The sequence below is a fragment of the Mycobacterium farcinogenes genome (genome assembly GCF_019739075.1).
Lineage (GTDB): Bacteria > Actinomycetota > Actinomycetes > Mycobacteriales > Mycobacteriaceae > Mycobacterium > Mycobacterium senegalense.
In genome coordinates this window covers 582742-596036 of sequence record NZ_CP081673.1, presented here as the reverse complement: position 1 = coordinate 596036, position 13295 = coordinate 582742, and the positions used below count along the sequence as shown (strand labels likewise).

Genomic DNA, 13295 nt, shown 5'->3' with positions numbered 1-13295 from the left:
CTGGTGTGACTGAAGTGGTTCATGAGGCGCCCAATGTAGCGATTTCAGAGACGTAGATCACTTTTTCGGGTCGGTTGTGGATCTCACCAGGTGTGACACACAACACAACAGTTAATTAAGAGACTCTCTCAATCAACCTCTCAAGCCCGCGTCAGCTCGTCATCGCGGAATTCCGGCGGGTAATCACCGAGATCGTCGGTCGTCACCGACATCGCATCGGAAGGGTCGCGCGTCGTGCTCAGCCGCAACCAGCTGACCGCCGCGATCACGAAGCAACCGAACACCAGCGGGTACCAACCGCTGGCGAGCTGGCCCGTCCAGAAACGGCGCAGGTCCAGGTAATTCCAGTACACCCCGCTGAAGTACATGGTGGTGTGGTTGCGACCGGGCCGATGCAAGGTCCACATGAACACCATCGCGTACAAGCCGGCGGCCCGGAAGATCCAGCCACGCGCCCAGACACCTTGCGTCGTAACTGCTTTTGCAACCAGCCAAATGATCGCTGGGGCAAACCACACCCAGTGCGCGGCCCAACTGAACGGCGAGACCGCGCAGCCGGTCAGGCCTACGATCACCACCGCCAGGGCGTGTTCGTCGCGTCGATGGGCCCACACCGCGACAGCAAAGCAAGCGGCTAGCGCCAAGAGGCTCAACGCAACCCATAGCCACTCCGGTCGTGGTTCGGGCTCGAAGTACCTCGCAAGAAATCCGTTGATCGACTGGTTCGCCAGGTGGTCGATGGCGCTGATGTGCGCGGTGTCGCCGAGGTGCGTCCAGAACCAGGCGCTGTCTTTCGGTAGCACCGGCCAGGTGAGGGCGGCAGTCACGACGAATGTGATTGCCGCAGTGGCTGAGGCCCGCCACTGCCGGGTCAGCAGCAGGTAGGGCAGGAAGATGAGCGGGGTGAGCTTGATCCCCGCGGCCAGGCCCAGCCCGATGCCGCGCCACCGGGACCCGGCGGGGCGTAGCAGGTCGAGCATCACCATCGCCATGAGCAGGACGTTGATCTGGCCCCACCACAGCGTGGCCTGAACCGGTTCGACATCGATGACGATCACCGCGAGGGCGGCACTCAGCACACCGAGCCTCAGATCAGCGCGGATCCCGGCCAGCCGCAGGATGCGCCACGCGATGAGAGCCAGCACGCAGATCGACAGGGCCAGCAGGACGTACTTGGCGACGTCGAAACCCAGCCAGGCCAGCGGCGCGAGGAAGAACGTCGCGAATGGCGGATAGACAAACCAGGCGCCGCGCAGCGCCGGTTCCTGGTACAGGCTCCTGCCGTCCCAGGACGCGTGCACCGCAGCGCGATACGTGTCCAGGTCGAAGTTGTTCTCGGTCAGCCCGAAGAAATGCGTGCTGAACGGCACCAGCTGGTTGTGCATCAGCAGTGCCAGCGCCGCCCCGATCAGTGCGATCGAGACGACGCGACCTTGCAGCCTCATATCTCCACCCCCGTGGTCATGTGGGATACCCAAGCGCGCGACGGACTGCCATCGCTTGGTCGAGCGACGGCTCGCCCGGGGTACCCGACAATGTCAGGTACCGACCACCGTCACCCGCCTCAATGTGTACTTCCTCCGGCACGAGGGAGGTGTCCAATGGGACGTCGTCGCGGATGTACGTAAACCAACCGACGCGTACCTGCTGGGGCTTCTTATGCCGTTGTGCCTTGTGAAAGGCGGATGTACACACTGACACGTATTCCGGCTCCCACGCCGCAACCAGCGCAGTGAGGTAACCCCGCACCACCTTGTTTTCGTCGGCAGGATCCCCCGCGGCCGGGTCGAGCTCCAGAAACACATGGTTGCGTAGCGCACGCGGCCCGGAGAAGCCGCACCGCACCTTGTACGAAAATAGCGGGCCTCCGGCCGCGACCACTGGCTCGTCCAGCCTCTCCCGTACGAACTCAAGGTAAACCCCGGGCGCAGTCCGAGAGCCCTCGTTGATTCGCTCGGTCACCGAATTGACCGCATCGACGATCGCATCGAGATCATCGGTGGGCACTGGCTGCAGCTGCAGCACTTCCTCGGCATCCCAGAGCTTCAACGCCCATGGCGTGTACACGCCCGGCTCCTCGGGAAACATCTGCCACGAACGCTGCATCCGTTCGGCTGACTCACGGATCGACTCCGAGCGGTTCTCCCACGACCCGATGTAGGAGAGCGACATCTGGCGATGGTAATCGGCCTCCGATGGAGGCCGATTCACCAATTCAGCGCTGCGGCGCTGCCGTCGGCTTGATCGGCACCGGCAGGGCGGTCTTGCCCATCAGGTAGCGATCCACGCCCGCGGCGGCGGCACGGCCCTCGGCAATGGCCCACACGATCAGCGACTGTCCGCGCCCCATGTCGCCGGCGACGAACACGCCGGGCACCGTGGTCTGGAAGTTGTTGTCGCGTGCGACGTTTCCGCGGTCGGTCAGTTCGACGCCGAGCTTGGTGAGCAGGCCTTCCTTCTCGGGGCCGACGAATCCCATTGCCAGCAGCACCAGGTCGGCCTTGAGCTCGAAGTCGGTGCCTTCGACCTTTTCGAACTTGCCGGCGTTCATCTTGACCTCGTGGGCGCGCAGGGCGGTCACATGACCGTTCTCGCCGATGAATTCCTCGGTGTTGACCGAGAACACCCGCTCACCGCCCTCTTCGTGGGCAGAGGACACGCGGAACATCAGCGGGTAGGTCGGCCACGGGGTCGAGTCCGCCCGGGTCTCGGGCGGGCGCGGCATGATCTCGAACTGGTGGATGCTGGCCGCACCCTGACGGTGCGAGGTGCCCAGGCAGTCCGCGCCCGTATCGCCGCCGCCGATGATGACGACGTGCTTGTCCTTGGCGGTGATGGGCGGCTGGCCGTTCTCGTCGAGGACGTCGTCACCGAGCTGAACCCGGTTGGCCCACGGCAGGAATTCCATGGCCTGGTGGATGCCGTCGAGCTCGCGGCCCGGGATCGGCAGGTCACGCCACGCGGTGGCCCCGCCGGCCAGCACGACCGCGTCGTAGTTCAGCCGCAGCTGGGCCACGGTGATGTCGACGCCGACGTTGACACCGGGCCGGAACTGCGTGCCTTCGGCCGCCATCTGCTCCAGGCGCCGGTCGATGTGGCGCTTCTCCATCTTGAATTCCGGGATGCCGTAGCGCAGCAGGCCGCCGATGCGGTCGGCACGCTCGAACACCGTGACGGTGTGGCCGGCCCGGGTCAGCTGCTGGGCGGCGGCCAGTCCCGCGGGGCCGGAGCCGACGACGGCGACCTTCTTGCCGGTCTGCACGTCAGGCATCTTGGGGACGACCCAGCCCTGGTCGAAGGCGTTGTCGATGATCTCGACCTCGACCTGCTTGATGGTCACCGGATCCTGATTGATGCCGAGGACGCAGGACGCCTCACACGGAGCGGGGCACAGCCGCCCGGTGAACTCCGGGAAGTTGTTGGTGGCGTGCAGCCGTTCGATCGCGTCGCGCCACCGGTCCTTGTAGACCAGGTCGTTCCACTCGGGGATCAGGTTCCCCAGTGGGCAACCGTTGTGGCAGAACGGGATACCGCAGTCCATGCATCGCGACGCCTGGTCGGCCAGCTTGTCGTGGGAGAAGTCCTCGTAGACCTCTTTCCAGTCCTTGAGGCGCAGCGGAACCGGCCTGCGGACGGGGAGTTCCTTGGAGGTGTGCTTGAGGAAACCGCGTGGATCAGCCATTGGCGGCCGCCATGATCGCCTCGTTCACGTTCTCGCCGGCCGCTTCGGCCGCGGCGATCGCGGCCAGCACACGCTTGTAGTCGCGCGGCATGACCTTCACAAAGTGCTTCAACTCGTTATCCCAATCAGATAGGACCCGCTGCCCCACAGCCGAATCGGTGGCGTCGACGTGGGCGGCGATGAAACCGCGCAACCATTCGATGTCAGAAGCCTCCAGGGCTTCCAGCTCCACCATCTCGCTGTTCAGGTTCTCGCCCAGCACCCCTGCGGGGTCGTAGACATAGGCGACACCGCCGGACATGCCTGCCGCGAAGTTGCGGCCGGTGGGTCCGAGGATGACGACCTTGCCGCCGGTCATGTACTCGCAGCCGTGGTCGCCGACACCTTCGACGACGGCGTGGGCACCGGAGTTACGGACCGCGAACCGCTCGCCGACCTGCCCGCGGAGGAACGCCTCGCCGCTGGTGGCGCCGAACAGCACCACGTTGCCGGCGATGATGTTGTCCTCGGCGGCAAAGTCGGCCGGGGCCTCGTCGGCCGGCCGGACCACGATGCGGCCACCGGACAGACCCTTGCCGACGTAGTCGTTGGCGTCGCCGTAGACCCGCAGCGTGATGCCCTTGGGCACGAACGCACCGAAGCTGTTACCCGCCGACCCGTCGAAGGTGATGTCGATGGTGCCGTCCGGAAGTCCTTGCCCGCCATAGGCCTTGGTGACCTCGTGGCCGAGCATGGTGCCCACGGTGCGGTTCACGTTGGTGATCTTGGCGGCGAAACGCACGGGCGTGCCCTTGTCCAGGGCGTCGCGGCTCTGGGTGATCAGCTGCTGATCCAGGGCCTTGTCTAGACCGTGGTCCTGACGCGAACTGCAGTACAGGTCCTGGTTCATGAACGCCGACTCGGGCTCGTAGAGCACCGGTGTCAGGTCCAGCTTGTGGGCCTTCCAGTGCTCGGCTGCCTGAGTGGTGTCCAGCGCGCCGACCTGGCCGACCATCTCGTTGACGGTGCGGAAGCCCAACTGCGCCATGAGTTCCCGGACTTCTTCGGCGATGAACATGAAGAAGTTCTCGACGAATTCGGGCTTGCCGTTGAACCGCTCACGCAGCACCGGGTTCTGGGTGGCCACACCCACCGGGCAGGTGTCGAGGTGGCAGACGCGCATCATGATGCAGCCCGAGACCACCAGCGGCGCAGTGGCGAAGCCGAATTCCTCGGCGCCCAGCAGCGCGGCGATCACCACGTCGCGACCGGTCTTGAGCTGACCGTCCACCTGAACGACGATGCGGTCACGCAGGCCGTTGAGCAGCAGGGTCTGCTGGGTCTCGGCCAGGCCCAGCTCCCACGGCGCACCGGCGTGCTTCATCGAGGTGAGCGGGGTGGCGCCGGTTCCGCCGTCGTGGCCGGAGATCAGCACCACGTCGGCGTGGGCCTTGGAAACGCCCGCGGCAACCGTTCCGACGCCGTTCTCGCTCACCAGCTTCACGTGCACGCGGGCACCGGGGTTGGCGTTCTTCAGGTCGTGGATCAGCTGTGCCAGATCCTCGATCGAGTAGATGTCGTGGTGCGGCGGCGGTGAGATCAGGCCGACACCCGGGGTCGAGTGCCGCACCTCGGCCACCCACGGGTACACCTTGTGTCCCGGAAGCTGGCCGCCCTCACCAGGCTTGGCACCCTGGGCCATCTTGATCTGGATGTCGGAGCAGTTGGTCAGGTAGTGGCTGGTCACGCCGAACCGACCGGAGGCCACCTGTTTGATGGCGCTGCGGCGCCAGTCGCCGTTCTCGTCGGGATCGAATCGGTCGACGCTTTCGCCGCCCTCGCCCGAGTTCGACCGGCCGCCAAGGCGGTTCATCGCGATGGCCAGCGTCTCGTGCGCCTCGGCCGAGATCGAGCCGTAGCTCATGGCACCGGTGGAGAAGCGCTTGACGATCTCGGAGGCGGGCTCGACCTCGTCGATCGAGATCGGCTGTCGCACACCGTCCTTGAACTTCAGCAGACCTCGCAGCGAGGCCATCCGCTCGCTCTGGTCGTCGACCAGCGCGGTGTACTCCTTGAAGATCGAGTACTGCCCGGTCCGAGTCGAATGCTGGAGCTTGAACACCGTGTCCGGATTGAACAGGTGGTACTCGCCCTCGCGGCGCCACTGGTATTCGCCGCCGACCTCGAGCTCGCGGTGGGCCCGCTCGTCGGGGCGGTCCAGATAGGCCAGCGCATGGCGGGCGGCGACGTCGGCGGCGATGTCGTCGAGGTCGATGCCGCCCACCGGGCAGCTCAGTCCGGTGAAGTACTGGTCGAGCACTTCCTGCGAGATGCCGATGGCCTGGAACAGCTGCGCACCGGTGTAGGAGGCCAGGGTGGAGATGCCCATCTTGGACATCACCTTCAGCACGCCCTTGCCGGCCGCCTTGACGTAGTTGGCCTTGGCCTTGTCGCTTGAGATTCCGGAGATCACGCCGCGGTCGACCATGTCCTCGATCGACTCGAACGCCATGTACGGGTTGATCGCAGCGGCACCGAAGCCGCACAGCATGGCCATGTGGTGCACCTCGCGGGCGTCGCCGGCCTCGACCACCAGGCCGACCTTGGTGCGGGTGCGCTCGCGCACCAGGTGATGGTGCACGGCTGCCACGGACAGCAGCGACGGGATCGGCGCCATGGTCTCGTTGGACTCACGGTCGGACAGCACGATGATGCGGGCGCCCTCACGGATGGCCTCGGAGACCTTCGCGCGGACGTTGTCCAGCGCCTCCTTGAGTCCCTGACCGCCCCGGTTGACGGGGTACAGGCAGCGGATCACCGCGGCGCGCATGCCGTGCTTGCGGCCCCGCACCTCGTGGTCGGGGTCGACGCAGATCAGCTTGGACAGGTCGGCGTTACGCAGGATCGGCTGCGGCAGCACGATCTGGCGGCAGGATTCCGGACCCGGGTTCAGCAGGTCGCCTTCGGGGCCGATGACGCCCTGCAGGCTGGTGACCACCTCTTCGCGGATGGCGTCCAGGGGCGGGTTGGTGACCTGGGCGAACAGCTGCTGGAAGTAGTCGAACAGCATCCGCGGCCGAGCCGAGAGGATGGCGACCGGGGTGTCGGTACCCATCGATCCGAGGGCTTCGGCACCGGTGCGCGCCATCGGCGCCACCAGCAGGTTGAGCTCCTCGTAGGTGTAGCCGAAGATCTGCTGGCGCAGCACCACCCGATGGTGCGGCATCCGCACGTAGTCGCCCGGCGGCAACTCGTCGAGGGGGAACAGGCCGGCCTCGACCCATTCCTGGTAGGGCTGCTCAGCGGCCAGCTGGGCTTTGATCTCCTCGTCGGAGACGATGCGGCCCTGGGCGGTGTCCACCAGGAACATCCGGCCGGGCTGCAGACGCATCTTCTTGACGACGGTGGACGGGTCGAGCGGCAGCACGCCGGCCTCGGACGCCATCACCACCAGACCGTCTTCGGTCACCCAGATGCGGGACGGGCGCAGGCCGTTACGGTCCAGCACGGCGCCGATCACGGTGCCGTCGGTGAAGCACACCGATGCGGGGCCGTCCCAGGGCTCCATCAGTGAGTCGTGGAACTCGTAAAACGCCCGGCGGGCCGGATCCATCGTCTCGTGGCGTTCCCATGCCTCGGGGATCATCATCAGCACCGCGTGCGGCAGGCTGCGGCCGCCGAGGTGCAGCAGCTCGAGCACCTCGTCGAAGCGTGCGGTGTCGGACGCGCCGGGGGTACAGACCGGGACGATCTTGTCGAGCCCGTCGGTGCCGAACACATCGGTGCGGATCAGCGCCTCACGGGCGCGCATCCAGTTCTCGTTTCCGGTGACGGTGTTGATCTCGCCGTTGTGGGCGATTCGCCGGAACGGGTGGGCCAGCGGCCAGGACGGGAAGGTGTTGGTGGAGAAGCGGGAGTGCACGATGCCCAGCGCACTGGTCATCCGCTCGTCCTGCAGGTCCAGGTAGAAGGCCTTGAGCTGCGGGGTGGTCAGCATGCCCTTGTAGACGAAGGTCTGCCCGGACAGGCTCGGGAAGTACACGGTCTCGCGGCCGGGGCCGTCCTGGCCGGGGCCCTTGGTACCCAGCTCGTGTTCGGCCCGCTTGCGCACGACGTAGGCCTTGCGCTCCAGGTCCATGCCGGAGGCGCCGGCGATGAACAGCTGGCGGAAGGTCGGCATGGCGTCACGTGCGAGGGCGCCGAGTGAGGAGTCGTCGGTGGGGACCTCGCGCCAGCCCAGCACCTGCAGGCCCTCGGCTTCGACGATCTTCTCGACGGCTTCGGCTGCCGTGGAGGCATCGCGCGACGACTGCGGCAAAAAGGCGATGCCGGTGGCGTAGCTTCCGGGTTCCGGAAGCTGGAAGTCGACCACCTCGCGCAGGAATGAATCCGGGACCTGGAGCAGGATGCCTGCGCCGTCGCCGGTGTTCGGCTCTGCGCCCTGAGCACCGCGGTGCTCCAGGTTCACCAGTGCTGTGATCGCCTTGTCCACGATGTCCCGGCTGCGGCGACCGTGGATATCTGCCACCATTGCCACACCACACGCATCGTGTTCATATGCGGGGTTGTACAGCCCGACCTTGTTGGGCGCCATTCCCACCTTGCCCTTCAACACGCTTCTACGAAGAAGCCGGCTCGGCGTGGGCGCCTCCGTGCAGCACTGGACGACGGCAATGTCCCACACGCCATAAGTGGAGAAAACGATAAGGCAACTAGCGGGGCAGATGCCAACTTAGCCAAGCCTAACTATACTCGTTGGGCGACTTCGGAACCCGCTCGCCGACTACGCGTGAAAGTTGCGAATTCCTTTGCGGTGCTTGCCGTTTCACGACACCCCCGGCACGGGATCTCCAGCCGCCGCCGGGCCCGGCGGCCACCCCTTGCGTCAATTTAGTTTGCTGCACAAATCACATTAGCCCGTTATAGTGCTGTTATATCCGTATTCTGATTTTGCGGGAAAGCTTAGTCAGATTCTTAGATTTGCATCGTCAATGTCCCGAGGCCCGCGCAACGCTGCGCACCCCGGCCTCGGGTCGCAGGTCGAGGCGGCGTAGCGACTGCGCATTCAGTGCCACGACAACCGTCGACGCTGACATCAATATCGCCCCGACCGACATCGGCATTACAAAGCCCAGCGGAGCGGCCACGCCGGCCGCCAGCGGGACCGAGATCAGGTTGTAACCCGCTGCCCACCAAAGGTTCTGCTTCATCTTGCGGTAGGACTGCCGGGAAAGCTCGATCACCGAGAGCACCGATCGCGGATCGGAGCTGGCGAGGATGACGCCGGCCGAGGCGATGGCGACATCGGTACCCGCTCCGATGGCGATGCCGACGTCGGCGGCGGCCAGCGCCGGGGCGTCGTTGACGCCGTCTCCCACCATCGCCACCGTCAGCCCCTCGCTCTGCAGTTCGGCAACTTTGGCGGCCTTGTCCTCGGGCCGCACGCCCGCGAAAACCCGGTCGATTCCCAGCTCAGAGGCCACTGCGGCAGCCACCGGAGCTGCGTCGCCGGTGATCATCACCACTTCGATGCCCAGAGCGTGCAGCGCGTCGACCGCTTCGCGAGATTCTGACCGGATTTCGTCGGCCAGGGCCAGCGCACCGGCCGGCTCACCGTCGACCAAGACGTGCAGCACGGTCGCGCCGCCCCACTGCGCGGTGGCGGTCAGGGCGGTATGACCGGCCTGATCGAGCAGCGCCGGCCCGCCGACCTGCACCCGCCGCCCACCGACCAGCGCGCTCACCCCGACCGCGGGTGACGAACTGAAGTCGGTCGCCGCCGGGATGTCGAGGCCACGACGCTGTGCCGCCGCGACGATGGCGCGCGCCAGCGGGTGTTCGGAGTCCGCCTCGGCCGCTGCGGCCAGCGCCAGCAGGTCGTCGTCGGTGCGATCGGTGGCCACCACCTCGGTGACGGCCGGCTCGCCCTTGGTCAAGGTGCCGGTCTTGTCGAACAACACCGCGCCGACAGTGCGCATGGTTTCCAGCGCCAGCCGGTCCTTGATCAGCACCCCGCCCCTGGCGGCCCGCTCGGTGGCGATGGACACCACCAGCGGTATCGCCAGCCCCAGGGCGTGAGGGCAGGCGATGACCAGGACGGTGATGGTACGGACCACGGCCTGGTCAGGTTCGCCCAGCAGCGTCCACGCCAGCGCTGTGAGCACCGCTGATCCCAGCGCGAACCAGAACAGCCAGCCCGCGGCCCGGTCGGCCAGACGCTGCGCCCGCGACGAGGAGTTCATAGCCTCGCCGACCAGCCGCTGAATGCCGGCCAGGGCGGTGTCCTCGCCCACGGCAGTCACCCTGATCCGCAGTCCGGAGTCGGTGGCGACGGTGCCCGCGACGACGTCGTCGTCCCCGCTTCGGCGGACCGTGCGCGATTCCCCGGTCACCATCGACTCGTCCATGTCGGCCGCGCCGTCGACGATGCGCCCGTCGACGGGCACGCTGCCCCCGGGGCGGACGATCACCAGGTCACCGACCCGAAGCTCCGACGGCGTCACGGTCACCACGCGTTCGGAGCCGCCGTCCCCCTCGACGCGCTCGGCCTCGTCGGGCAGCAGCGCGGCCAGCGAGTCCAGGGCAGAGGTGGTCTGCGCCAGTGAGCGCATCTCGATCCAGTGGCCCAGCAGCATGATCACGATCAGCAGCGCCAGTTCCCACCAGAAGTCGAGCTGGTGGTGCAGCATCCCGAGGCTCGCGCCCCACGAAGCGAGGAACGCCACGGTGATCGCCAATCCGATCAGAAGCATCATTCCCGGTGCGCGCGAGCGTATTTCGCTGACCGCCCCGGTCAGGAACGGGCGGCCGCCCCACACGTACATCACCGTGCCGAGCACCGGGGATATCCAGCGTGCGCCGGGGAAGCCAGGGAGGTCGTAGCCGAGAAGCATCGCGAACATCGGCGAGAGAGCCACGGTCGGCACCGCAAGGGCCGCCATGACCCAGAACAGCCGCCTGAACTGGGCGACATGGTCACCGTGGCCGGCATGCCCCGCATGACCGGTGTGTTCGTGCTCGTGCATCACGTGGTCGGTCGTGGTCATGACACCCACTGTATACCCCTGGGGGGTATATAGCCATGGTGATGGGCGTAACTGTTGACGGCGATGCACTATCCGCTGAATACCCCGCTGGGCCGTATGGCAGTCCAGACCCTCGAAGAGGGTCCGGACCGCTGCGTGGCCTCCATACCTGTGGGCGGTCTGCTCAATCCGTTGACGCAGGCACCGACGCTGGCCCCGCTGGCCATGCTGGTCGATCACGTCGGCGGTCTGGCCAATCACTACCGCCGCGATGACGACGAGTGGACGGTGTCGAGCGAACTGGCTCTCGAGCTGATCCCGCACGCGCTGGACGTCGTGCTGGCGGCGCCCGAGGTGCCCGTGGTGGCGACCGCGCGCCCGTTCGGGCCGAAGGGCACGGGTTCGTTGAGCTTGTCCGAGTTGACGCATGGCGCTCAGGTGATCGCGACGGCGACGGTGCGGTCGTTTCACATCAAGGTCCCGGGCCACGTCGTCGCGTGGCCGTCCGACGTCGACGACGCGACGCCACCCGCCACGCTGGCAGAACGCATGTCGGTCGAGGTAGCCGAGACCGGCGGTCGGGCGGCGGTATTACGCCAGTTGCCGGATCCCGTCGTCAACAACAGCATCGGCATCGTGCACGGCGGCGTCTCCGCCGCGGCACTCGAATTGGTGGGGTCCGCCGCCTTGGGCGACGGCGCGGGCGGCCCCTGGCATACTGCTTCGCTGCGGGTCAACTACCTGCGCCAGTTCCGCGGTGGCAACGAATCACGTTATGAGGCAAGACCGTTGCGCACCGGACGAAGCTCCGCGGTGGCCGACGCCCAAGCCATCGGCGACGACGGCGCGGTTGCCCTGACAGCCCGGCTGACTGCGTACCGCTGATTGCGGTGCCGCAACGTAAATTTCATTGTCGAATCGATTTCGCAACAACGATCCTGCCATCGCACAGTGGCGTGACACGCTCCGGATGAACCACATCTACGGAGGAGTTCGCCATGAGTACGCCAACCATGTCACATCGATTGGCAGCCGAGTTCATCGGGACGTTCTGGCTGGTCCTGGGCGGTTGCGGTAGCGCGGTGTTCGCCGCGAAGGTTCTCTCTGACGGCTTCTCCGTGGGGATCGGATTCCTCGGGGTCGCACTCGCCTTCGGCCTGACGGTGCTGACCGGCGTTTACGCCTTCGGCACCATCTCCGGCGGGCACTTCAATCCCGCGGTCACCCTCGGTGCCGCGCTGGCCCGCCGCGTCGAGTGGGCAGCCGTTGTGCCGTACTGGATTTCGCAGGTCATCGGCGGTTTGGTGGCCGGTCTGGTGATCTTTGTGATCGCCCGCGGCAAGGACGGTTGGACCGCCACCGGCAACATGGCTGCCAACGGCTTCGGCGAGCACTCCCCCGGCGGGTATTCGCTGGCCGCGGTTCTGCTCGCCGAGGTGATTCTCACCGCGGTGTTCCTGATGGTCATCCTCGGTTCGACGGATGACCGCGCGCCGAAGGGCTTCGCCGGCTTGGCGATCGGCCTCACCCTTACCCTGATCCACCTGATCTCGATCCCGATCTCCAACACCTCGGTCAACCCGGCCCGTTCCACCGCAGTGGCCTTCTTCAACGGAGACGGAGCGCCGGCGCAGCTCTGGGCGTTCTGGCTCGCCCCGCTGGTCGGCGCGGCGATCGCCGGGTTGGCGTACCCGTTCCTGTTCGGTGTCGCCGACGAACTGGCCGACCGCCCGGTGCGCGAGGATGCCCTCGACCGGGAGGATGGCCGGTAGGTCAGGTTAGGTGGTCGAATTCTCCGCTGACCCAACGGATATGGGTCTCGGCCGACCGGTGCACCACCTCCTTGGCGGCGATGTCGATCTCATCGCCGCCAAGGGTGTAGAGCCGGTCATAGTCGTACGCGTCGAGCCGGTCGACGATCCGCCGGACCACCGCCGCCGACAGCGGGACGTGCTTGGGGTAATTCCGTTGAAACGACACCCAGTTCTTGGCCAAGCCACCGGAAATCGTGTCCCCGGCCAGTAGCGTGCCGTCAGCCGTCAGCGCCACCGAACTGCCCCGCATGTGGCCGCCGACGTGGATCAGCCGCAGGCCCGGCAGCGGTTCCAGCTCCCCGGTCCACTGCACAATCAGCGGATCGGGAGCCGGAAGCCACTCTGCGTCAAGGGCATTGACGTACACCGGCACCCCGCCGAAGGCCTGGCTCCAGCTGAGCTGCGCGCCGAACATGTGCGGATGGCTGGCGGCCACCGCGGCCACCCCACCGAGGCCGTGGACCAGGCTCAGGATTTCGTCATCGAGATAGCCCGGCGAGTCCCATAACAGGTTTCCGTGCGCGGTCTGCGCCAAGAAGGTCCGGTGCCCGATGGCGAACTTCGGCGTTCGCCGCAGGCTGTGGACCCCGCGGCCATGGTCGACGTGTTCGGTGTGGTGCGGTTGAGCCGCCAGCTCGTCCAGCGTGGTCCAGGTACCGTGCGGCGGCAGGTCGCCGCGTTCCTCGATCGACACGACGTCTGAGGTCAGCACGCAACCGGCCGCTGGTTCGGTCGCTGAATCCGGGTGGTCCACACCGCAACCGGTGCATATCCAGGTGGGCATCGCCCCAGGCT

Annotated in this window: 8 protein-coding genes; 2 read left to right on the top strand and 6 right to left on the bottom strand. The window is 66.5% G+C overall.

Annotated elements, in window-relative coordinates; translation table 11 throughout:
- Positions 1–140 precede the first annotated feature (140 nt).
- From K6L26_RS02625 to K6L26_RS02605, 5 genes are all read right to left on the bottom strand, one after another.
- Positions 141–1445 (bottom strand): glycosyltransferase 87 family protein, encoded by a 1305-nt coding sequence (locus K6L26_RS02625; protein ID WP_221852581.1) that lies wholly within the window; start codon positions 1443–1445, stop codon positions 141–143.
- 16 nt (positions 1446–1461) lie between these two features.
- Positions 1462–2172 (bottom strand): immunity 52 family protein, encoded by a 711-nt coding sequence (locus K6L26_RS02620; protein ID WP_221852579.1) that lies wholly within the window; start codon positions 2170–2172, stop codon positions 1462–1464.
- Between the two features lie 43 nt (positions 2173–2215).
- On the bottom strand, positions 2216–3682 hold the full coding sequence (locus K6L26_RS02615) for a glutamate synthase subunit beta (RefSeq protein WP_036390961.1): 1467 nt from the start codon (positions 3680–3682) through the stop codon (positions 2216–2218).
- Positions 3675–8255 carry a glutamate synthase large subunit gene (gene gltB, locus K6L26_RS02610; RefSeq protein ID WP_047037140.1) on the bottom strand — a complete coding sequence of 1527 codons (4581 nt, stop codon included), beginning with the start codon at positions 8253–8255 and terminating at the stop codon, positions 3675–3677. Before gltB ends, K6L26_RS02615 begins: the two co-directional genes overlap by 8 nt.
- 394 nt (positions 8256–8649) lie before the next feature.
- On the bottom strand, positions 8650–10707 hold the full coding sequence (locus K6L26_RS02605) for a heavy metal translocating P-type ATPase (RefSeq protein ID WP_221852578.1): 2058 nt from the start codon (positions 10705–10707) through the stop codon (positions 8650–8652).
- Between the two features lie 63 nt (positions 10708–10770).
- Between K6L26_RS02605 and K6L26_RS02600 the strand changes: the two genes are divergently transcribed.
- Both K6L26_RS02600 and aqpZ read left to right on the top strand, forming a co-directional pair.
- Positions 10771–11571 carry a PaaI family thioesterase gene (locus K6L26_RS02600; RefSeq protein WP_221852576.1) on the top strand — a complete coding sequence of 267 codons (801 nt, stop codon included), beginning with the start codon at positions 10771–10773 and terminating at the stop codon, positions 11569–11571.
- Positions 11572–11684: 113 nt separating this feature from the next.
- Complete coding sequence (aqpZ, locus tag K6L26_RS02595) at positions 11685–12458, top strand: aquaporin Z (RefSeq protein ID WP_221852575.1); 774 nt, start codon at positions 11685–11687, stop codon at positions 12456–12458.
- A gap of 1 nt (position 12459) precedes the next feature.
- Here the strand turns inward: aqpZ and K6L26_RS02590 are convergent, their stop codons facing one another.
- Positions 12460–13284 carry an MBL fold metallo-hydrolase gene (locus K6L26_RS02590; protein ID WP_221852573.1) on the bottom strand — a complete coding sequence of 275 codons (825 nt, stop codon included), beginning with the start codon at positions 13282–13284 and terminating at the stop codon, positions 12460–12462.
- Between the last annotated feature and the right edge of the window lie 11 nt (positions 13285–13295).